This is a genomic window from Bradyrhizobium sp. UFLA05-109, from assembly GCF_054185165.1.
Genome location: NZ_JBBIAR010000048.1, coordinates 1 through 21,157, shown reverse-complemented (window position 1 = coordinate 21,157; position 21,157 = coordinate 1). Strand labels below are relative to the sequence as shown.

Annotated in this window: 24 protein-coding genes; 18 read left to right on the top strand and 6 right to left on the bottom strand. The window is 63.1% G+C overall.

The features are described from left to right. The first annotated feature begins 8 nt into the window (after window positions 1-8). The 8 genes from flgD (at window position 9) to Q3C01_RS29860 (ending at window position 5,496) form a co-directional block, all read left to right on the top strand. On the top strand, window positions 9-425 hold the full coding sequence (gene flgD / locus Q3C01_RS29895) for a flagellar hook assembly protein FlgD (RefSeq protein ID WP_458148876.1): 417 nt from the start codon (window positions 9-11) through the stop codon (window positions 423-425). A gap of 3 nt (window positions 426-428) precedes the next feature. Further along, window positions 429-695, top strand: coding sequence for a flagellar biosynthesis protein FliQ (gene fliQ / locus Q3C01_RS29890; RefSeq protein WP_458148875.1), 267 nt, complete (start codon window positions 429-431; stop codon window positions 693-695). Window positions 696-773: 78 nt separating this feature from the next. Continuing rightward, window positions 774-2,855, top strand: coding sequence for a flagellar biosynthesis protein FlhA (gene flhA / locus Q3C01_RS29885; protein WP_458148874.1), 2,082 nt, complete (start codon window positions 774-776; stop codon window positions 2,853-2,855). Further along, on the top strand, window positions 2,852-3,604 hold the full coding sequence (fliR, locus tag Q3C01_RS29880; protein WP_458148873.1) for a flagellar biosynthesis protein FliR: 753 nt from the start codon (window positions 2,852-2,854) through the stop codon (window positions 3,602-3,604). The genes flhA and fliR overlap by 4 nt, the downstream gene beginning before the upstream one ends. Before the next feature lie 3 nt (window positions 3,605-3,607). Then, the gene (locus Q3C01_RS29875; protein WP_458148872.1) at window positions 3,608-4,012 is read left to right on the top strand and encodes a hypothetical protein; all 405 of its coding nucleotides are present in this window, start codon (window positions 3,608-3,610) and stop codon (window positions 4,010-4,012) included. A gap of 13 nt (window positions 4,013-4,025) precedes the next feature. Then, the gene (locus Q3C01_RS29870; RefSeq protein WP_458148871.1) at window positions 4,026-4,511 is read left to right on the top strand and encodes a rod-binding protein; all 486 of its coding nucleotides are present in this window, start codon (window positions 4,026-4,028) and stop codon (window positions 4,509-4,511) included. A 38-nt stretch (window positions 4,512-4,549) separates the two neighbouring features. After that, window positions 4,550-5,044: a flagellar biosynthesis protein FlgN gene (locus tag Q3C01_RS29865; protein ID WP_458148870.1), complete on the top strand. Its 495-nt coding sequence runs from the start codon at window positions 4,550-4,552 to the stop codon at window positions 5,042-5,044. After that, the gene (locus Q3C01_RS29860; RefSeq protein WP_458148869.1) at window positions 5,041-5,496 is read left to right on the top strand and encodes a hypothetical protein; all 456 of its coding nucleotides are present in this window, start codon (window positions 5,041-5,043) and stop codon (window positions 5,494-5,496) included. The genes Q3C01_RS29865 and Q3C01_RS29860 overlap by 4 nt, the downstream gene beginning before the upstream one ends. Before the next feature lie 106 nt (window positions 5,497-5,602). On the opposite strand, the gene Q3C01_RS29855 is transcribed toward Q3C01_RS29860, so the two are convergent. Beyond that, window positions 5,603-6,373: a response regulator transcription factor gene (locus tag Q3C01_RS29855; RefSeq protein WP_458148868.1), complete on the bottom strand. Its 771-nt coding sequence runs from the start codon at window positions 6,371-6,373 to the stop codon at window positions 5,603-5,605. An 829-nt stretch (window positions 6,374-7,202) separates the two neighbouring features. On the opposite strand from Q3C01_RS29855, the gene Q3C01_RS29850 reads away from it, so the two are divergent. Beyond that, window positions 7,203-8,162, top strand: coding sequence for a hypothetical protein (locus Q3C01_RS29850; RefSeq protein ID WP_458148932.1), 960 nt, complete (start codon window positions 7,203-7,205; stop codon window positions 8,160-8,162). Between the two features lie 6 nt (window positions 8,163-8,168). On the opposite strand, the gene Q3C01_RS29845 is transcribed toward Q3C01_RS29850, so the two are convergent. From Q3C01_RS29845 to Q3C01_RS29835, 3 genes are all read right to left on the bottom strand, one after another. Continuing rightward, window positions 8,169-8,753 (bottom strand): MarR family winged helix-turn-helix transcriptional regulator, encoded by a 585-nt coding sequence (locus Q3C01_RS29845; RefSeq protein WP_458148867.1) that lies wholly within the window; start codon window positions 8,751-8,753, stop codon window positions 8,169-8,171. Window positions 8,754-9,101: 348 nt separating this feature from the next. After that, the gene (arsC, locus tag Q3C01_RS29840) at window positions 9,102-9,503 is read right to left on the bottom strand and encodes an arsenate reductase (glutaredoxin) (RefSeq protein WP_458148866.1); all 402 of its coding nucleotides are present in this window, start codon (window positions 9,501-9,503) and stop codon (window positions 9,102-9,104) included. A 207-nt stretch (window positions 9,504-9,710) separates the two neighbouring features. After that, complete coding sequence (locus Q3C01_RS29835) at window positions 9,711-10,826, bottom strand: DUF2336 domain-containing protein (RefSeq protein WP_458148865.1); 1,116 nt, start codon at window positions 10,824-10,826, stop codon at window positions 9,711-9,713. A gap of 525 nt (window positions 10,827-11,351) precedes the next feature. Here Q3C01_RS29835 and Q3C01_RS29830 point away from each other — a divergent pair. After that, on the top strand, window positions 11,352-12,416 hold the full coding sequence (locus tag Q3C01_RS29830; RefSeq protein WP_458148864.1) for a ketopantoate reductase family protein: 1,065 nt from the start codon (window positions 11,352-11,354) through the stop codon (window positions 12,414-12,416). 275 nt (window positions 12,417-12,691) lie between these two features. Next, window positions 12,692-13,474, top strand: a complete 783-nt coding sequence (locus Q3C01_RS29825) for a MetQ/NlpA family ABC transporter substrate-binding protein (protein ID WP_458148863.1) — start codon at window positions 12,692-12,694, stop codon at window positions 13,472-13,474. Between the two features lies 1 nt (window position 13,475). On the opposite strand, the gene Q3C01_RS29820 is transcribed toward Q3C01_RS29825, so the two are convergent. Then, complete coding sequence (locus Q3C01_RS29820) at window positions 13,476-13,886, bottom strand: nuclear transport factor 2 family protein (protein ID WP_458148862.1); 411 nt, start codon at window positions 13,884-13,886, stop codon at window positions 13,476-13,478. A gap of 139 nt (window positions 13,887-14,025) precedes the next feature. Between Q3C01_RS29820 and Q3C01_RS29815 the strand changes: the two genes are divergently transcribed. Next, window positions 14,026-14,229 carry a hypothetical protein gene (locus tag Q3C01_RS29815; protein WP_458148861.1) on the top strand — a complete coding sequence of 68 codons (204 nt, stop codon included), beginning with the start codon at window positions 14,026-14,028 and terminating at the stop codon, window positions 14,227-14,229. A gap of 17 nt (window positions 14,230-14,246) precedes the next feature. Here the strand turns inward: Q3C01_RS29815 and Q3C01_RS29810 are convergent, their stop codons facing one another. Then, window positions 14,247-15,713: a mannitol dehydrogenase family protein gene (locus Q3C01_RS29810; protein ID WP_458148860.1), complete on the bottom strand. Its 1,467-nt coding sequence runs from the start codon at window positions 15,711-15,713 to the stop codon at window positions 14,247-14,249. A gap of 144 nt (window positions 15,714-15,857) precedes the next feature. On the opposite strand from Q3C01_RS29810, the gene Q3C01_RS29805 reads away from it, so the two are divergent. From Q3C01_RS29805 to Q3C01_RS29780, 6 genes are all read left to right on the top strand, one after another. Continuing rightward, complete coding sequence (locus Q3C01_RS29805; protein WP_458148859.1) at window positions 15,858-16,670, top strand: FadR/GntR family transcriptional regulator; 813 nt, start codon at window positions 15,858-15,860, stop codon at window positions 16,668-16,670. 85 nt (window positions 16,671-16,755) lie between these two features. Continuing rightward, window positions 16,756-17,715: a sialic acid TRAP transporter substrate-binding protein SiaP gene (locus Q3C01_RS29800; RefSeq protein WP_458148931.1), complete on the top strand. Its 960-nt coding sequence runs from the start codon at window positions 16,756-16,758 to the stop codon at window positions 17,713-17,715. A gap of 117 nt (window positions 17,716-17,832) precedes the next feature. Continuing rightward, complete coding sequence (locus tag Q3C01_RS29795) at window positions 17,833-18,411, top strand: TRAP transporter small permease (RefSeq protein ID WP_458148858.1); 579 nt, start codon at window positions 17,833-17,835, stop codon at window positions 18,409-18,411. A 4-nt stretch (window positions 18,412-18,415) separates the two neighbouring features. Further along, window positions 18,416-19,822 carry a TRAP transporter large permease gene (locus tag Q3C01_RS29790; RefSeq protein WP_458148857.1) on the top strand — a complete coding sequence of 469 codons (1,407 nt, stop codon included), beginning with the start codon at window positions 18,416-18,418 and terminating at the stop codon, window positions 19,820-19,822. Then, entirely contained in the window at window positions 19,819-20,868 is a 1,050-nt protein-coding gene (locus Q3C01_RS29785) for an L-idonate 5-dehydrogenase (RefSeq protein WP_458148856.1), read from the top strand. The genes Q3C01_RS29790 and Q3C01_RS29785 overlap by 4 nt, the downstream gene beginning before the upstream one ends. A gap of 18 nt (window positions 20,869-20,886) precedes the next feature. Further along, on the top strand, window positions 20,887-21,157 hold a 271-nt coding region (locus Q3C01_RS29780; protein ID WP_458148855.1), incomplete at its 3' end, for a mannonate dehydratase.

Genomic DNA, 21,157 nt, shown 5'->3' with positions numbered 1-21,157 from the left:
AGAGATACATGAACGTCACCAGCGCGACCGACACGACCAGCACGCAGTCGACCTCGACCGGATCCACCACGAGCACGGCGACCAATACCGTCGACTACAACACGTTCCTCCAGCTCCTCGTCGCCGAGATGAAGAACCAGGACCCGACCAGTCCGATGGATACCTCGCAATATATGAGCCAGTTCGCGCAGTTCTCGACGGTGGAGCAGGCCGTGCAGACCAATTCGAAGCTCGACTCACTGCTCTCCTCCTCGGCGCTGTCGCAGGCCGACGGGCTGATCGGGCACACGGCGAGCTATACCGACAGCAGTGGAACGACGGTCAGCGGCAAGATCGCCTCGGTCTCCATCAATACCGACGGCGCCGTCGCCACGTTCGAGGACGGCACGCGGATCCCGGTCGGCGCCGGGCTCACCGTCAGCTAGGCCATGAACGAGAGGGACGCCCTCGACATCATCCAGCAGGCGATCTGGACGATCATCGTTGCCTCGGGGCCGGCGGTCGGCGCGGCGATGCTGGTCGGCACGATCATCGCTCTCATCCAGGCCCTGACCCAGATTCAGGAGGTGACGCTTACCTTCGTTCCGAAGATCATCGTCATCCTGCTCGTCGTGGCCGTCTCCGGATCCTTCATCGGGGCGCATCTCTCCACCTTCACCGAGATGGTGTACTCGCGGATCGAGCACGGATTCTGATCCGGCGGCGCGCCGCCGCCATCCTCGCGTAAGCTTTGCGCGGCAGATTGCACGGCAGAATTCTCCTGCCGGTGACCTATGGCCGATACGTTGACTGCGAGCCTGCCGACCCCGCGACGACTTGGCGCGGACGTGTTCTTCGCAGGCGGCATCGTGGTCATGCTCACGATCCTGTTCCTGCCGATCCCGCCGATGCTGATCGATCTCGGCCTTGCGGTCTCGATCGCGCTCTCGGCGCTGATCCTGATGGTTGCGCTATGGATCCAGCGGCCGCTCGACTTCTCGGCCTTCCCGACCGTACTCCTGATCGCGACGATCCTGCGGCTGGCGCTCAACATCGCGACCACCCGCCTGATCCTGTCGCGGGGCGGGGAGGGCGAGCAGGCCGCCGGCTACGTCGTCGCCGGCTTCTCCAAGTTCGTCATGGGCGGCGATTTCGTCATCGGCCTGATCATCTTCGCGATCCTGGTCACGGTGAACTTCGTCGTGATCACCAAGGGCGCGACCCGCATCGCCGAGGTCGGTGCCCGTTTCACCCTGGACGCCATTCCCGGCAAGCAGATGGCGATCGACGCCGATTTGTCTGCGGGCCTGATCGACGACAAGGAAGCGCAGCGCCGGCGCCGCGAGCTCGAGGAGGAGAGCGCATTCTTCGGTGCGATGGACGGTGCCTCGAAATTCGTGCGGGGCGACGCCATCGCGGGCCTGATCATCACTGCGATCAACATCTTCGGCGGAATCGTCATCGGCGTCACCCATCACGGCCTGACGCTCGCGCGCGCCGCCGACGTCTACACCAAGCTGTCCGTCGGCGACGGCCTGGTGTCGCAGATGCCGGCTCTGATCGTCTCGCTGTCGGCGGGCCTCCTGGTCTCCAAGGGCGGCACCAGGGGCTCGGCGGAGCAGGCCGTGCTGCGGCAGCTCGGTGGCTATCCGCGCGCCGTCTCCGCAGCCGCGCTGATGATGTTCGTTCTCGCAGTCATGCCGGGTTTGCCGCTGGCGCCGTTCGTATTGCTTGGCGGGGTTATGGCTTTCGTCGGATATTCTCTGCCCAAGCGCCAGGCGGCCGAGCAGCGCAAGGAGGAGGCGCGCAAGGCCGACGAGCGGGCCCAGGCCGAGGCCAAGGAATCCGTCAAGGAATCACTGAAGACGGCGGAGATCGAACTCTCGCTGGGAAGCCAGCTCTCGGTTCACCTGCTCGGCTCGCGCAGCGAGCTCGCCCATCGCGTCGCCAAGATCCGCAAGAAGTTCGCCAAACAGTACGGCTTCGTGATCCCGGAGATCAAGCTTACCGACAACCTGTCGATCGAGCCCAAGGGCTATCAGATCCGCATCCACGACACGCGGATCGCCCATGGCGAGCTGCGGCTCGGCGAGGTGATGGTGCTGGTGGACAAGGATGGCAAGCCCGACGTGCCCGGAGACGAGGTGATCGAGCCAGCCTTCGGCATGAAGGCGCTGTGGGTGACGGAGGCCTTCACCGAAGAAGTCAAGCGGCAGGGCTGCAAGCCTGTCGACAATTTGTCGGTGCTGCTCACGCATCTGAGCGAGGTCATCAGGGCAAACCTCGCCCAGCTCCTGTCGTACAAGGACATGCGCGGCCTGCTCGACCGGCTCGATCCTGAATACAAGCGCCTGATCGAGGATCTCTGTCCGTCGCAGATCTCCTATTCCGGGCTGCTGGCGATCCTGAAAATCCTCCTGGCCGAGCGCGTCTCGATCAGGAACCTCCATCTCATCCTCGAGGCGATCGCCGAGATCGCGCCGCATGTGCGCCGCTCGGAACAGGTTGCCGAGCATGTGCGGATGCGGCTTGCCCAGCAGATCTGCGGCGATCTCTCCGACAACGGCGTGCTCAACGTGCTGCGTCTCGGCAATCGCTGGGACCTCGCTTTTCACCAGAGCCTGAAGCGCGACGCCAAAGGCGACGTGGTCGAGTTCGATGCGGATCCACGCCTGATCGAGCAATTCGCGAACGAGGCGAGCGCCGCCGTCAGAAAGATCACCGAGAAGGGCACGAGCGTCGTGCTGGCGGTGACCCCGGAAGCCCGCCCCTATGTCCGCATGATTCTGGAGCGGGTGTTTCCGACCCTGCCGATCCTGTCGCATGTCGAGGTGGCGCGCAGTGCCGAGATCAGGGCGCTTGGAGCGGTGTCGTGATCAGCGGCCTTGCGGACAGCGTTCTCGCCACCTTCATCGTGTTCTGTCGCATCGGCGCCTGCCTGATGCTGGTGCCCGGATTTTCCAGCGTCAACATTCCCGTTCAGATCCGCCTGTTCGTCGCGATCGTCACGACCTTTGCGCTGGCGCCGATCCTGGTCGCGACGCTCAAGCCGCTGCTGACCGACGCGCAGCCGCTCGCGCTGGCCTCGCTGATCGGTTCGGAATTGTTCACCGGCAGTATCATCGGCATCGCCGGGCGCGTGTTCTTCCTCGCGCTTCAGACCATGGCGACCGCGATGGCGGGCGCGATCGGGCTCTCCAACATTCCGGGAACGCCGGTCGGCGATACCGATCCGGCGCCGGCGCTGGTCCCGCTGATCATGGCAGCCGTGACCACCCTGTTCTTCATGACCGACCAGCACTGGCAGGTGTTGCGAGGGCTTATGAATTCCTACGACGTCTGGCATCCCGGCGACAGGCTCGGCGGCGATGTTGCGCTTTCGCAGCTCCTCAATCGTATCTCCGAAGCCTTCGTGCTGACGCTACGGATCACCAGCCCGTTCATCGTCTATTCCGTCATCGTCAATCTGGCCGTCGGCCTCGTCAACAAGCTGACGCCGTCCATCCCGGTCTATTTCATCTCGGTGCCGTTCGTCATGCTCGGCGGACTCTTGCTGCTCTATCTGACCAGCGATGAGCTCCTGACGCAGTTCATGATCGGCGTGACGTCGTTTCTGGCGGAATGATCGATGACGTCACGTGCGGAAAGGCTCACGCGCATGGTCTCGCTGATGAAGCTGCAGCTGCGACTCTCCGAGTGGCAGCTCGAGCAGCTCAGACAGCGGGAGCAGCATTTGCAGGACGAGGAGGTCTATCTGGTCGGCACCCTCAACGGCGCGGAGTTGCCGGCCGGCTCGTCGAGCTATTCGATCTCGCGGCGACTTGCGGCAACCAGCGTCGGCGCCCGCGCGGTCCAGGCCGAAGCCGAGAAGCAGCTCGGCCAGGTCCATGCGCAAAGCCGACGCGTGAAACACCTCGAGCAGGTCGCAAGAAACGTGATCGCGGGCAAGCAACGCGAGGCGGAGAAGCGCATCCTCGAGGAGATCGCCGGCGCGCACTCCGGTGTGCGCGACTGGACGTCCATAAACAGCTAGCCGGAGCCGATGCATGATCGTGACACCGACACCCGACGTGGTCTTCGACGTCCTGGAGGCTGCCGACCCGGTAACGCAGCGTGCGGCCGCTGCGAAGCTTGACGCGCTGAAGTCGTCCGATGCCGACTTTGCTGCCACGATGGAAACCGAGGCCACCAGGGCGGCGAGTAGTGCCGGCGATCAGGTGGCGGCAAAGACGCCGGAGGCTTCGCTCGACTCCTCGAATGCGGCAGCACCGGTGCGGGTGATCAAGGCGCCGTCCTCGGGCGATGTCTACCGCAAGTTCGAGGCCTTCGTTCTTCAGGTCTTCGTCGAAACGATGTTGCCGCAGAACGCGCAGGACCTGTTCGGCAAGGGCACTGCTGGCGGCATCTGGCGCTCGATGCTGGCGGAGCAGCTCGGCAACCAGCTCGCGCAAGGCAAAGGGATCGGCATTGCGAGGCAGCTTGCATCGGCGCATCCGGCAGCTGCGGATGGGAAGTCGGGAGAAGCCGGATGATCCGGACGGGTTTGAGACGAGCTGGGAGGTGACTTGAGATGCAGGCGGAAGAAGGCGCAACGAGCATGGCGGCGGAGCAGTGGGACACGGAGACCGGAGGCCCGGGCGCAGCGGCGTTACCCGTGCATGTGCCGGATGTGCGAGCCGAGCCCGCGCCCCTGCCGGCCGATCCCTCCAGGTCCGACGAGGTGCGTGGCCTGCTCGCGGCGATCCGGCGGCTCGAGAGCGTCATCGAGGAGGAAACATTGGCACTCCAGACGGGCAAGAAGATCGACTTCGATGATTTCAGCGCGCGCAAGAGCCGCAGCATGCTCGAATTCGTTCGCCTGATGCGCGCGCAGCTCCACCTCGGCGCTGAGGCTGAGGTGACCGACGAAATCCAGAACCTGCGGCGGAAGCTCGAGAAGAACCGCGCGGTCCTCGAGATGCACTATGACGCGGTGCGCGAGGTGGCCGAGATTATCGTGCGCGCGATCAGGGAGGCCGAGTCGGACGGCACCTATAGCGGCAGGACCTCGCAGGAGGGCAAATGATCAGGTTGATCCTGACTGGACTTTGGGTCTGCATCCTCACCGCGGGCGGAAGCTACGCCGTCGCCTATTGGAAGGAGAACGGCGGCCTGATCCACAAGGACGAATATCTCGACGGCCTCCAGTACCAGAAGACGCGGGCGCTCAGCGTGCCGATGATCGAGAACGGCAGCGTGCAGGGCTACATCGTCGCGCGGTTCGTCTACACGGTCGAGGCGCGGACGATGCATCAGCTCACCGTTCCGCCGGATCCGTTCGTCGTCGATGAAGCCTTCCGCAGGATCTACGCGGACGATCGCCTGGATTTCAGGAAGCTTGCCCGCTACGACCTGTCCATCCTGACGGCCGCCGTCAAGCAGCGCGTCAACGAGCGTATGCAGGCCGACGTCATTCAGGATGTCCTGGTCGAGGATTTCAACTACGTCTCGCGCGAGGAATTCCAGCCCAAGCCGTAGTTGGAAAGAGCGCGTCTCTCCTGCTTGCAATGACGGAGATTGCGGGACAGGCACACGGTGCCTGCGCGACCTGAGCGCAGGGACCGTGCTTGATCTAAGCTCTCAGCTAGCCGCCGGCGGTGTATGCCGCCGGACTGGCATGCGGCCTGTTCAGGAGGATGCCGACGTCCTGCAGTTCCCCGATCGGCTCCTCGATCGCCTCGCTCTCGGGGATGTCGAGCCGGTAGCCGACGTAGCGCCGCGCCACGATGGCGTCGAAGCCGAGGCGATCGCGCAGCTTCTTGCGCAGCTTGCTGACATGGCTCTCGATTACGCTCTCGTCATAGGCCGACTCGAAGATGCCGTAGACCGCATTGAAGATCTGCGTCTTCGTGATCCATTTGCCGTGGTTGCCGACCATGTATTCAAGGATGCGCAGCTCGCGGCGGGGGAGCGTCAGAGCATGGCCGCCGATCTCCGGGTCGCGACCGTTGAAGAAGACCTGGATCCTGGTCTTGCAAGGCCGCGGGCTGTCGCCCATCCGGCGGCGCGCGATCGCCGCAGTCCTGGCGAGGATCTCGCGCAGGTGGATTGGAACGTGCACGACGTCGTCGACACCAGCCTCGAACAGCTGCAACGTATTCTTGAGCATCTTCAGTCCGCTCAAGGCGATGATCGGAGCCGATGATCGCTTGCGCACCGCGCGCGGAAGGCTTTCGCGCGCATCGACATCCCCCAAGAGGAAGGCATCGACGGCTTCGAGATCCGCTTCGCTTGCGGACTGCAGCCAGTCCCAGAATTCACCGGAAGAGAAGCCGATCGACGAAACGCCTTCACGAACGAGCCCTGCAATGTAGCTGTTCGCCACGCTTTCGCGATCATCAACGATTATATACATCAGTCTTTCGCCCCTGTTTCGCACTCGCCGAGATTCTGCCGGGAAGAGTTTGTGATGCCCCGGCCGAACCAACAGCCTTGCTGTTTGACGATATTCCCCCGCGAACGATTGTTGTGGTTCGGTGATTCTATTCGCGGGCAGCCCAACGCATTCAGTGCCTGCGGTTTGCAGGCCTGTTACGCCACTTGATACTGAACGCTTACGAAGTGAAGCTCGGCGAGCGCCTTACGATGGCCTCGCGGATCAGAGCGAGAAACGACCTGGTCCGGCTGCGTCGAGTTACGGATTGTGTCCGAATGCTGCTGAACCGTGTCGTTCTCCTCGCCAACTGGCGAGAATCACTTGAGTAGGACCGTAACGATTGCCGAATTCCGATCAAGCGCGCGGAACAAACCTCTTGGTAAGCGGGCTTGATGCTGTTTGTTTTTTCTGATTGCTTCTTGATATTTCCAGATGCAACAGTTGATTAGGTATCCTCACTAGATTTGCCCCGCGTCTGTTCGATTGGTCGCCGAACCCGTGAAATCACGTGCATTTTTGTGCACTCGCGTAAACCCGCCTTGGCAACGGAGTTTGACTCCTGCATCGACACCTGTGCCTGCGAGGCGGGTGCGCCAATTTGACTCAGGTAGCGCCAGATAAACGCCGCAAACGCAAATCGCGATCGCGCTGTTGCTTTGATGCCGCACTCTCGTGCGTCCGCGCTGGCGCGCTACGCTCGGTTGTGTCGTATCCTGCATGACGAACCGCCATCCGTGCACCGGTTTCGGACAAGCTTGGCGCTCTAGCTTCGCGAATAGTGAGAAGAACTGAGATGGAGCATTTCGAAATGTCGTCCGATGGACAGGCGCGTCCGAATGGACCGGCAGGCACGTCGGGGGCGGCGACGCAGCGCCGTGACGCGCAGGATCCGAAAGGCAGGGGCCCGTCGCCACGCGCTGCCGCGTCTCAAGCTGGCACCAAGGCTGCTTCGGCCGTCTCGGCGGATGAAGCGATTGCAAAGGAAGCGCTTGAAGGGCTCAAGCGTATTCGCGCCAAAGCCCGGCTGGACAAGATGGCGATACCGAAGCCCGCGTCGGTCGCGGTGCGGCCGGCCGTGATCGTCTCCAAGCCGCCGGCGCCGCGTCCCTCATGGGTGGTACCGCTTGCGACGCTGGCGGTCGCGGTTGGTCTGGTGGTCAGCGCTTGCACCGGCATCATCGCCTATCTCACCACGCAGCCCAGTCAGACCAATGCGGCGACCGGCGCCGAGATCAGGAATCTGCGCGAAACGGTTGCGCAGTTGCGCCGTCAGGTCTCCGGTGTCTCGGAGAATCTCGACGGCTTGCGGACCGCCGTCGATCTCTCGAGCAAGACGACGAGTGATCGCTTCGGTCGCTTTGCCGAGAATCTCGACCGCATCGAGCGCGTCAATTCGGCTTCGACCGCGAAGCTCGATAAGCTCGCTCAGGCGCAGGCGCCAGCGCCGGCTCCCGTCGCCTCCCAGACCGCGTCTGCCGCCCAGCCCATGGCGGTCGTGGCGTCGGCAGGCCCTGGCGCCGAAATCACTGGTTCGGTGTCGCCGTCGGAGCACGCGACGCCTCCGAAAAAGGTGGTCAAAGGCTGGTCGGTTCGTCAGGCCTATGAAGGCATCGCGATCCTTCAGGGGCCGAACGGCGTCGTCGAGGCCATTCTCGGGCAACAGGTGCCGGGCCTCGGTCGTATCGAGGAGATCAAGGGCGACAATGGGCGCTTGCTCGTGCTGACCAGCGCCGGCGCGGTTCTGCCGGCGCGCAGAGCTGCGCCCTGATCCGGATCATTGCCTGCGCCGCTCGAAGCTCGTGCACAAGAGTTGGGTCTCGAAGTCTGGAATGATCGCGCGAAACAGGCGGCAAGTAAACTCGGCGGGCGTGCTGCCCTCGGGATTGTCGCGCGTTTCCCTCAGGAACATGCAGCCTCTGCAAATGTCGACGCGGTGCGGCTGCTGGCCGGTATCCGATTGGTCCAGCACGTGACGGAGCGCGTCGCGAAAGCTCGTCTTGCGCCCCTCGTCGAGCAGCGCAATTGCATCCACCAGGGCATTGACGGGGTCGCGCACCAGAAACTTTTTGCCTTGCTGCGTCACGCTCAGCGTCACGGAACGCTTGTCCTTGGCCGATCGCGTCTTCTCCAGATATCCCTTCTGCTCGAGCTCCTGGATGATGTAGGACGCCGTGCCGCGGGTCGTGCCGACGTGGCCCGCCAGCGCCGAAGGCGTCCGCGAAAATCTGTTCGCGCGGGCAAGGAAGCGCAGCGCCATCCATTCCCGATCGCGCAAGCCGTGCTTGACCTCTTCAAAAAGGAAAATCCGCGCGAGCTGCTCCAAGAGTTCGATCGACTCGCGTGCCAAATTCGTTGTCATTCCAAAATCGTCATTCAAACGCCGCCTTGCCCGCCTGGTTTTGCGAAGGGTTCGCCAAGCCGACTCGACAAATCAGGCCCGACGTCATTGGAGCAGCTCGCCGCGTGATCGGCGCGTGGCGAGGCTACTCGTGAAGAGTTCTCCACGTTGCCGCAACGTTGCTTTGCGGAACCAGGTGGAACCCGGTTGGGAACTAGGGCATCAGGACAAAAATTCGAGTAAATTGGTCGACTAAAGTGTTCGGAAAACTTACGACAAATGCGAGGGGCGCGGATCGTTCAGGCGCGTGTCCATGTCGCGACATACTTCCACGTATGAGGCGGCTGCCGTGCGCGATGCGATCGAAGCCTAGCGCGGCTCGACCACCTCGCCGTCCTCCTTCACGAAACGTCCGACAGGATTGTCCAGGAGATCGATCACGGCCTCCGACGGCCGGCACAGTCGCGTGCCCCTCGGCGTCACGACGACCGGACGGTTGATGAGAATGGGATGCACCATCATGAAGTCGAGCAATTCGTCATCGGTCCATTTTGGGTCGTCCAGGCCAAGCTCGCGATAGGGCGTGCCCTTCTCGCGCAGGAGGGCGCGAGGCGGAATTCCCATCTCCGCCACGAGCTCCTTGAGTCGTTGGCGCGTCGGCGGTGTCTTGAGGTATTCGACGACGATAGGCTCGACGCCGCTCTGCCGGATCATCGCAAGCGTATTGCGCGAGGTGCCGCAAGCCGGGTTGTGGTAGATGGTGACGGTCATCGTGATGTCTCCGCGACGGGGCCACGCACGGGCGCGCAGCCGACCAGCCTGTCCACCGGACGCTCCGGCATTCGCTCAGTCCGGCGAGGATGAAATCCGGCAGGTCCGTCGGTCCAATAGCGGAAAACGTGTTCGTCAGCGAGTGCGCGATTGCGATTTCTCGCGCGCGACGCCTGCGTCGACATTGGAAGGCCCGCGCGATGGCCGCTAGATCGCGTTCCGGGGACGCTGGAAGGGACCGCTTCCGGCTTCGTCCTTGCGGGATCGGTACAGGGCGATGATGCCTCGGCAGGCCTTGGCATCGAGCCGATGAAAATCGAGCTTCATCCGTTCGAGCTCGCCGGCCGTGATGCGATAGTTGGGTGCCCCGAGGAACAAAAGTGCCATCGCGGTCGGCCAGCAGAAGTTCAGCGATTTGGCCAAAATCAGTGCAGGCTCGCGATCCCGTTCGATCAACGCGCGTTCGACGATGTCGACGGGTAACGGGCACAGCAAGGACAGCGCGACGGCAGTTTCGTTGAACTTGAGGGAATGAGCGAATTCAAAGACCTTGTCTTCGGTCAGTTCGCCGCGCTCGTGCAGCTTTGCGACCGTTCGCTTGGCGGTGAAATAATCCTTGGATGCGGGGCCGAACCTGGCATGCACCGCGCCAGTGATGTCGACGACGACCCGGTGAATCTGCGGACCGATATCGGGCCGCTCGCGCTCGAGCTTCTCACGCACTTCTGCGGAAGCCTTTGCGATGAGCTGATGGAACAGATGTCGGGGGATGTCCTTTCGCAGCCCGACGGATTCAGCGAGGATCGAATCCCCTTCGGAACGCCGCACCAGATGCAGGAAGCCGGAATTCGAAAAGCTTGCACCATTATTTGCTGCGACCGAGTTGACGACCTCGTTGCCGCCGCGGACCACGAGGACATCAGTCACGGCCTCCGGAACTGACTGTCGCTGGGAGATCGCGAGCAGATGCTGCTGGCTCTTGCTCCTGGCGCACGCGATCAGAGTCTCGGTATCCAGGCGCTGCGATTGCCTGAGGATAGGCCAGGCCACGTCGATGCAGTCGTCGGAGGCAAGCTGGTTCGTCAGCTTGTAGGGCGCATTGTTGCTGGCGGCCAGTTTTCCCGCCAGCCGTGCGCGTGCCGTCGTTTCGATCTCTTGGGCGAGGCGGCCGATGATTTCGCCGAACGTCCAGATCTGATCCTCGGAATAGGTTCCTGCGATCAAGAGATCGGTCGCGTGCCACATCGCCCGCAGACAGCTCGCGGGATTTCCTTTTGCGACAGTCTCTTCCAGATCGAGCAGGAGCGATGTGGTTTCGACCATGGGGGCAACTCGCGGCTTGAAAAGGTTCGAAGCAAAACAACTCGAGGGAAACTGCGCCACTTCGCCATCACATGCTTGAACGAGCGGTAAAGCCCAGGCCCGCGCTTAGGAACTGGCTTAAGGTCGGTGCAACGTAATCGCTCAAATTTGAGCTTGTTGCGGGAGGGGCCGCGAGCGCACGCCGAGGCGAGATATCGATACTTGCAATAATTCGTATTTTCAGAATACGTCGGGTCGTCGCTGTCCAGGGAAAGGACGGTTTCGAGAGTCGTCACGAAGCGCGGGCCAGGTTGCGGTGGACGCAGGCGGCGTCGGCGCGGATGCGCAGTGTGGCAATGGATCGAACCTCCCCGCGAGCGATTGCGACCCCGTCAATTCACGATAGACACCGCGGGGCAATACTGGCATACCAAATACCTGATGAGGCAGGGCGCAAAACCGCAGAGAGCCTAAAGGCTTGGCATCGTCGCGTCGCCAGGAGGTCTGGGATCGCTTGGGCCGGAGATCTTTTGTGAAAGAGAGAGCATGGCGCGCAACATTTTGATTCTTGGGGCCTCCTACGGCTCCTTGCTGGGGACCAAGCTTTTGATGGCGGGTCACAACGTGACCCTGGTGTGCCGGGCAAAGACGGCTGAGTTGATCAATCGCGACGGTACCGAGGTGCGTATCAAGCTGCGCGACGAGGCGGTGCACCGCGCGATCTTCTCGCGCGACCTGCCCGGCAAGCTCGACGCAGTGACGCCCGGCAATGTCGATGTCTCCCGCTATGATCTGGTCGGCCTTGCGATGCAGGAGCCGCAATACACCAATCACACGGTGCGCGTGCTCATGATCAAGATCGCGGAAGCGGGGCTTCCCTGCCTGTCGATCATGAACATGCCGCCCTTGCCCTATCTGAAGCGCATCCCGGCGCTGTCAGGCATGGACCTCGAGGAGGCCTATACCAACGCGCAGGTGTGGGAGCGCTTCAAGCCCGGGCTGGTGACGCTCTGCTCACCGGATCCGCAGGCCTTCCGTCCGCCGGAAGAGGCGGCGAACGTTCTGCATGTCGGCCTGCCCACCAATTTCAAGGCGTCGGTGTTCGAAGACGAGAAGCACAACAAGGTACTGCGCGAGCTCGAGGCTGATATCGATGCGGTCACGCTCGACGGCCACGACGTTCCGGTGAAGCTCAAGGTGTTCGAATCGCTGTTCGTGCCGCTTGCGAAATGGTCGATGCTGCTCACCGGCAACTACCGCTGCATCACGCCGCACGAGCCGCAGTCGATCCGCGATGCCGTGCACACTGATCTGAAGCGCTCGCAATCGATCTACGATCACGTCGATGCGCTCGCGCGGCGTCTCGGCGCCGATCCGAAGGACCAGGTGCCGTTCGAGAAATACGCCAAGGCGGCGGAGAGCCTGCTCAAGCCATCCTCTGCGGCACGTGCGGTCGCCGCCGGCGCGCCCTTCATCGAGCGGGTCGATCTCCTGGTGAAGCTGATCTCGCATCAGCTCGGCGTTCCCAATGCAGAGATCGACCGCACTGTCGAGACCGTCGATCAGAAGCTGAACGAGAAGATCGTGCAGGGCGGTTCCGGCGCGAGCTGACACGCATCGTCGGCAGCGGAGCCGTCGGTGACGGTATCGACGATCACTCGTCCTGAGGAGCGCGCGGCTGCGCGCGTCTCGAAGGGCGAGGCCACCTGCCGGGCCTTCGTCCTTCGAGCCCACGATTGCGGGGCTGCTTCCATTTCCTTTTTGGCCGCGCGCAGAGAAGCGTCGCCCTGTTGCAACGGCAAATTTGAACTTCCATTTCATTGCTTTCGCCGGCCAAGCGGGAGATGACGGGGTCCGTGACCATGAATTCCGTTTGGAGACCAAGAATGTCGTTTCGTTCCGTTCTGATTCTTTCGACCGTGCTAGCCGCCTGGTCGGCGGCAGTTTCGGCGGAGACCATCAAGATTGGCGTGACCCCGGGGCCGCATGCGCAGATCCTCGAGGCGGTGAAGCCGATCGCGGCCAGGAACGGGCTCGATATTCAGCTCGTCGAATTTTCCGACTATGTCGTGCCGAACGCCGCACTCGACGCCGGTGACATCCAGGCCAACTCGTTTCAGAACCAGCCTTATCTGGACAACCAGAAGGCCGATCGCGGTTACAAGATTGAGGCGGTGGGGCTGACCGTCAATTTCCCGATCGGGGTCTATTCGAAGAAGCACAAGAACTGGGCCGATATTCCCGAGGGCGGCAAGGTCTCGATCCCAAACGATCCGACGAACGGCGGGCGCGTTCTGTTGCTGTTGCGCGACAAGGGCGTGATCAAGCTGAAGGACGGTGTCGGCTTCAAGCCGACGGTGCTCGACATCACCGAAAACCCCAGCAAGCTGAAATTCATCGAGGTCGACGCGGCGCAGGCGCCGCGCGCCCTTGACGACGTCGATGCAGCAGCGATCAACACCAACTACGCAACACAGGCCGGGCTTGATCCGGTGAAGGACCCGATCCTGCGCGAGGATCCGAAGGGGCCCTATGTAAACCTCATCGCCGTGCGCGCCGCCGACAAGGACAAGCCGTGGGTCAAGCTCCTCGTCGACAGCTACCACACGCCCGAGGTCAAGGAGTTCGTGCTGACCAAGTTCAAGGGCGCCGTGCTGCCGAGCTGGTGATCTAGTGGAAGCTGCGGCTCGGCCCCGGTGGATCGTCGTGCGTCTGCTCGACGATCTGGGCGATGGGGCTCGACTGGTGATGAACGAGCAGCCACGCATTGCCGATGCGCCGGAAGTGATTGGTAGCGGCAAGCGCGGTGCCGTCGACGATTTCGATACATAGCACCCGTCCGCTGTCGCCCTCGACGATCGCATGCGGCTCCGCGCAAGCGATCTGCGGGCGGCTCGGGTTTTGCAGGATGTCGCGCCAGCTCCCGATCACCGTGGCGCGGCCGATGATGCCGGGCCAGCCGGGATGAACGCAGGAGATGCCGTCCTCGTCCGCCCACAGCCGTTCCATGGCCGCAACGTCGCCGGCCGCGAAGGCGGCGTAAAAGGCGGCGTTGGCGGCGATGATCGCGCTTTTGCTCATGCCTCCCGGGTGGGCCAAGCGCGGGCAAAAATCAAGAGCAATTTCCGCCGATTGGGCGGTGGCGTTCCGCCGGAACAGCGGCTCATGGCCGGCGTTGTATCCGCGAACGCAACAGGATCGAGCCTCGGGAGAGGGACCCATGGGACTTGCTCAATACGCGGTCGTGCCGGTGCGCGACCAATGGGGCGTGCTGCATGACGGCAACATCAATGGCGAGTACGAAACCAAGGAGTCGGCCTTCGAGTCGGCCGCCGCCGCAGCCTCGCTCGCTATCCGTCAGGGGCACGAGGTCCATCTGAGCGTCCCCGGACGTGAGCCGGGCGAAGCCGCGCTCGGCGTCTGACCGTCAGGATTTTGGGATCAGGAGTTAAAGCTCTCCACCGTCCGCTGCGCGCCCTGCGCATAGAGCTTGCCAAGTGCGTCAGTCACGGCCTCGCGCAGGCGCGGCTCAGTGCCGAGCGGGCCAAACACCTTGCCGATACCAAGCAACGCCGGAGCGAGACGCTCGGCAACCGGGCCTTGCTCGCGCGCAACACTTGCGAATTCGCGCGCAAGCGGGTCGCGCACGTCGATCGCGCGGCCCTGCTCATCGCTTCCCGTGACGTAGCGCATCCAGCCTGCAACCGCGAGCGCATGCGTCTCGATCGGAAGGTCCCGGCGCAACCGGTCCTGGATCGTGCCGAGTAGCCGCTGCGGCAGTTTTTGCGAGCCATCCATGGCGATCTGCCAGGTGCGGTGGTGCAGCGCCGGATTGGCAAAGCGCTTCAACAGCGACGCGCGATAGGCGGAAAGATCCGTGCCTGCCGGCATCGTCAGCGTCACCGCAGCATCTTCCATCACGCTCGCGGCCAGCCTCGCGAAGTGCGGGTCAAGCATGGCGTCGGCAATGGTCTCGTAGCTCGCGAGATAGCCGAGATAGGCCAGCGCCGAATGGCTGGCGTTGAGCAATCGCAGCTTCATCAACTCGAACGGCTTGACGTCGGTGACGAGCTCGACGCCAGCAGCGGCAAGATCGGGGCGGCCCGCGGAGAAGCGGTCCTCGACCACCCATTGCGTGAACGGCTCGGTCATCACCGGCCATGCATCCTGCATCCCGAGCGCGGTTGAGACGGCTGCGCGATCGGCATCGGTCGTTTCCGGGACGATGCGATCGACCATGGTGCAGGGAAAGGCGACGTTCTCGCAGATCCACTTTCCGAGATCCTTCGAGCGCAGCGCCGCGAATTGCGTCACGATCCGCTGCACGGTGTGACCGTTGGCGGCGAGGTTGTCACAGCAGAGCACGGTGAAGGGGGCAAGTCCTTGCGTCCTGCGCCGCGCAAGCGCGGCGACGATGAAACCGGGCGCCGAGCGCGGCGCGTCGAAATTGTTGAGATCATGCACGACGTCTGGATGCCGCTCGTCGAGATCACCGGTCTGCGGCGTGTGACAATAGCCCTTCTCGGTGACCGTGAGCGAGACGATGCGGATGGCGGGATCGGCCATTTTCGCAATCAGCCGCGAAGGATCTTCACGCGCGACCTCGCTGCCGACGAGTGCGCCGATCACGCGATAGTCGGTGCCTTCAGCCGAGCGCACGGCGACCGTGTAGAGGTGATCCTGCGGGGAGAGCGCATCGCGCGTGTCGGGGCTGCGCAGGCTCGCGCCGATGATGCCCCAGGCGGGCGCGCCGGCGGCGAGGCAATCGTCGAAGACGACGGCCTGATGGGCGCGGTGAAAGGCCCCTAAGCCCAGATGCACGATGCCGGGCGTAACGAGGGAACGGTCATACGTTGGGCGGCGGATGCCGGACGGCAACCGGTCGAGATTGGCGCGGCCAATGCGCATGGTTGTCTCCCCCTTTGCTTTTCCGCTCCTTGACATGCTGGCCATCGTCGGTCAATGCTCTGGTCAATTGGTAAGACCAATTTTCCAAAATTGGCGGGTCACCGGGTACCGTCACACCGGACAGGCCCTCTCAGGGAGGCCAGCGTGCCGCTGGAAGCTGTGGAGGCGAGACGGCTCTATCGCCAGGTCGCCGATCAATTGCGGGCTCTGATCGACAGCGGCGAGTACGCTGTCGGAAGCCGGCTGCCGACCGAGCGCGAGCTCGCCGAGCAGATCAAGGTCTCGCGGCCGACGGTGCGCGAAGCCCTGATCGCGCTCGAGGTCGAAGGCCGTGTCCGCATCCGTGTCGGTTCCGGCATCTACGTGATCGAGCCTACTAGTCCTGCAGCGTCCGTTTCCGCAACCCTGATCGAAGGCCCGTTCGAGCTGCTGCGTGCCCGCGAATTCCTCGAGGGCGCCATCGCCGAGCAGGCCGCGCGCGTGGCGAAGAAGGATGACATTGCACGCATCGACGCCTCCCTGATCGCGATGGAGAACGTCGAGCATCCCGGTGAAGCCTCGATGGTCCATGATCGCGCCTTCCACGTCGCGATCGCCGGCAGTCTCGGCAATGCCGTTCTGGTGCGCGTGGTCGGCGAGCTCTTCGACCAGCGCCTCAATCCCTACTTCTCGCAACTCGCGCATTACTTCGAAAGCCCGCGCACCTGGCGCGCCGCGCTCGACGAGCACCGCGTCGTGCGCAATGCGATTGCTGCGCGCGATCCCGCGACTGCACGTGACGCGATGCGCGATCATCTGGCGCGCTCGCAGGAGCGCTTTGCACGAAACTTCGGAGCCGAGGCCGGCGCGCCACCGGCGCCTGCCCCCAACCGGGCGGCACGATCGACAGCGACTCCGTCAAAACCAAAACGACCGCCAAAAAAGCGGGCCGCGGGCAGCGGCACGCGGCGGCGATGACGTTGGGCGGCTCGGACCGTCGGACCGGGCAAACAAGAAGCAGACTTAGACAATGGAGGAAAAATCAGTGTTCAAGAAGATGACGATGGTGCTGGCCGCTTCAGTCGCGGCGATGCTGGCTGCCACTGATGCCAGCATGGCGCAGACCAAGCTCAAATGGGCCCATGTCTACGAGACCTCGGAGCCGTTCCATACGGCCTCCGTCTGGGCCGCGCAGGAGATCGGCAAACGCACCAACGGCCGTTACCAGATCGACGTCTATCCGGCCTCCCAGCTCGGCAAGGAGACCGATCTCAACCAGGGCCTCTCGCTCGGCTCGGTCGACATCATCATCTCCGGCTCGAGCTTTGCCGCCAAGAGTTTTCCGCCGATCGGCGTGACCTACTATCCCTACACCTTCCGCGATGCCGATCATCTTCTGGCCTACACCAAGAGCGACATCTTCAAGGAACTCGCCAAGGGCTATGAGGACAAGAGCGGCCATCACATCATCGCGGTGACTTATTACGGCGTGCGCCAGACCTCGTCGAACAAGCCGATCAAGACCTGCGCCGACATGAAGGGCCTCAAGATGCGCGTCCCGGACGTGCCGGCCTATCTCGCTATGCCGCGGGCCTGCGGCGCCAACACCGCGCCGATTGCGTTCGCCGAGGTCTATCTCGCGCTCCAGAACGGCACCGTCGAGGCGCAGGAGAATCCGTTGACCACGATCGAGGCCAAGAAGTTCTACGAGGTGCAGAAGCACATCGTGCTGACCGGCCACATCGTCGACCACCTCAACACGGTGGTGTCGGGCGCGCTCTGGAAGAAACTGAGCGATGAAGACAAGAAGATCTTCACCGATGTCGCCCAGGAAGCTGCCGCGAAGGCGACTGAGGAAATCAAGCAGAACGAGATCAAGCTGATCGCCTTCTTCAAGGACAAGGGCCTCACGTTGACCGAAGTCGACAAGAACGAGTTCCGCGATACCGTGATGAAGAACGTTTCGTTCGAGAGCATGGGCTATCGCAAGGCCGACTGGGAGCGCATCCAGGCGGTGAAGTGACGAGATGTCGTTCCGGGATGGTGCGTTAGCACCAGACCCGGAACCTCGAGATTCCGGGTTCGATGCTCACGCATCGCCCCGGAACGACGTTCAGTTCTCTTGGGGAGGAGTAAACACATGTCGACCGCCGAATTGCACCGGCAGATCACCGCGGACGAGATCGCTCACACATTCGAGGAGGAGGGGACGGCGAAGGTCGATCTGGGCGTCTACGCCTTCGAGGACTGGCTGGCGCTCGGGATCTTCTGGGTGATGGCGCTCTGCGTCTTCCTCCAGTTTTTCACGCGCTACGTGCTCAATGACAGCTACGCCTGGACCGAGGAGATCGCGACCTACTGCCTGATCGGCGTGGTCTTCATCGGCTCGTCGATGTGCGTGCGGCTGTCGCGCCACATCCAGGTCGATCTCGTCTACCGCTATTTGCCGCATATGGCGGCGCGGGCGCTGTCGACCGTGATTGACCTGATCCGCATCGCGTTCTTCGGCTGCGCCATCCGCCTGGTCTGGATCTACATCCAGGTGATCGGCGACGAGCCGATGACCACGATCAATTTTCCCAAGAACTACGTCTACTACGCCGCGCTGCTTGGTTTCGTGCTGATGTTCGGCAGGTCGGTGCAGGTGGCGGTGGAAAACTGGCGGCAGGGCTATTCGATCCTCGAACGTCCCGGCGCCTACGACGGAACGGAAGGGTGATGCCATGCTGCTGTTGCTTGGAGGATTTCTGATCCTGATGCTGCTTGGGCTGCCCGTGGCGCTCGCCATGGCAGTGTCCTCGCTGCTCTATATCCTCGTCAGCGGCGTGACGCCCGACGTCACGCTCGCGCAGCGCATGATTGCGGGTGTCGAGAGTTTTCCGCTGCTCGCCGTGCCCTTCTTCATCCTTGCCGGCAATCTCATGAATATCGCCGGCGTGACGGGGCGCATCTACAAATTCGCGGTGGCGCTGGTCGGCTGGATGCGCGGCGGCCTTGGCCACGTCAACATCATCGGCTCGGTGATCTTTTCCGGCATGTCCGGCACCGCGATCGCGGACGCCGCTGGCCTCGGCACCATCGAAATCAAGGCGATGAAGGACCACGGCTATACCACCGAATTCTCCGTCGGTGTCACGGCCGCGTCTGCCACCCTCGGTCCGATCATCCCACCGTCGCTGCCGTTCGTGATCTACGGCATGATGGCCAACGTCTCGATCGGCGCGCTATTTCTGGGCGGTGTCATCCCGGGCGCGGTGATGACGCTGTTCATGATGGCGACGGTTGCTTATTTCGCCCATCGGAATCGCTGGGGCAGCGACACGCCGTTCTCATGGCCGCAGCTCGGCTCGGCTGGACTCGAAGTCATCATCGTCTTCAGCTTTCCGCTCGCGATCTGGCTGATGACGCTCGCCGGCGTCTCGACCAACATGGCGGTCGTCGTTGGTCTCGGCGCACTGCTTGCGATCGACTGGTATTTCGACTTCTCCGCCGTGATGGCGCTGATGGCGCCGGTGATCCTCATCGGCGGCATGACGCTCGGCTGGTTCACGCCCACGGAAGCGGCCGTCGCAGCGGTGATCTGGTCGCTGTTCCTTGGCATGGTGCGCTATCGCACCATGACGTTCAAGACGGTGGCGAAGGCGACCTTCGACACCATCGAGACCACAGCGTCGGTGCTGTTCATCGTCACTGCGGCGTCGATCTTCGCCTGGCTGTTGACCGTGTCGCAGGCGGCACAGACGCTCTCCGACTGGATGCTCAGCGTTACCCACAACAAATGGGTGTTTCTGCTGCTGGCCAACATCCTGATCCTGTTCGTCGGCTGCTTCATCGATACCATCGCGGCGATCACGATTCTGGTGCCGATCCTGCTGCCGATCGTGCTCAAGCTCGGCATCGATCCGATCCACTTCGGCCTGATCATGACGCTGAATTTGATGATCGGTCTCCTGCATCCGCCGCTCGGCATGGTACTGTTCGTGCTGGCCCGCGTGGCAAAACTCTCCGTGGAACGCACCACCATGGCGATCCTGCCCTGGCTGGTGCCGCTGATCCTGGCGCTCATCGCCATCACCTACATTCCCGAGCTGACGCTCTGGCTGCCTAAGTATATGGGACTCTCCAAATGACCTCACTCGCTCTCGCTGCAACCCTGTTCGGTCCCGAAGACCTGCGCATGATCGAGCATCCGCTCGAGAAGCTTGGCGAAGGCATGGTGCGCATCCGCTTCGGCGCCGGCGGCATCTGCGGTTCGGACATGCACTACTTCCGCCACGCCCGTACCGGCGATTTCGTCGTGAAGTCCCCGCTGGTGCTGGGACATGAGATCTCCGGCGAGGTCGTGGAGATCGCCGGAACCGCGCCAAACCTGAAGGTCGGCGATCGCGTGGCCGTCAATCCGTCGCGCTGGTGCGGCCATTGCGTTGCTTGCCGAGAGGGCCGGCCGAACCTCTGCGAAAACATCTTCTTCATGGGCTCGGCCTCGAAGACTCCGCACATGCAGGGCGGCTTTGCCAATTACTTCGATGCGATCCCGGCACAGTGCGTGAAGATCCCGGATCACGTCTCATATCAGGCCGCGGCGCTCGCCGAGCCGCTCGCGGTCTGCCTCCACGCCGTCGCGCGCGCCGGTGACGTCAAGGGCAAACGCGGCATCATCTTCGGTGCCGGCCCGATCGGGCTCCTCACCATGCTCGCCGCGCGCCGCGCCGGCATGGCCGACATCACGGTCGCCGACATTGCGCCCGCGCCGCTTGCCTTCGCGACCCGGCTCGGTGCCTCTCACGTCGAGAACGTCTCGGCCGGCGAAGAGGGCCTGAAGGCACAGGCGGCGGCGCGTCCCTATGACGTCGCCTTCGAGGTCTCCGGCACGGCCGCGGGCCTTGCCAGCGCGATCGGTATTGTGCGCCGTGGCGGCACGGTGGTGCAAATCGGTAACCTGCCAGGCGGCCAGATTCCGACGCCGGCAAATGCCGTGATGGCGAAGGAGATCGACCTGCGCGGCTCGTTCCGCTTCGGATTTGAATTCGCAACTGCAGTGGAACTGATTTCCAATGGCAGCGTCGATGTGCTGTCGCTGGTCACGGCCGAGCGACCGCTGTCGACCGCGCCGGATGCCTTGCGGCTCGCGCTCGACCGCTCGCAGAGCGTCAAGGTCGTGCTGACCGCGAACTAAGCCGGGAGAAATGTCATGATGTTGCAGGGATGGCGCTGGTACGGGCCCGATGATCCCGTGTCGCTCGATGATGTCAGGCAGGCCGGCGCGACGGACATCGTCTCGGCGCTGCATCAGGTGCCGATCGGCGAGGCCTGGACGCGCAAGGGCGTCGAGGAGCGAAAGAATTTCATCGAGAAGGGCCAGCCTGGCCGCTCGCAACTGACCTGGTCGGTGGTGGAGTCGATCCCGATCCCCGATGACGTGAAGCGGCTCGGGGCTAAGGCAACACGCTCGATCGAGGCGTGGA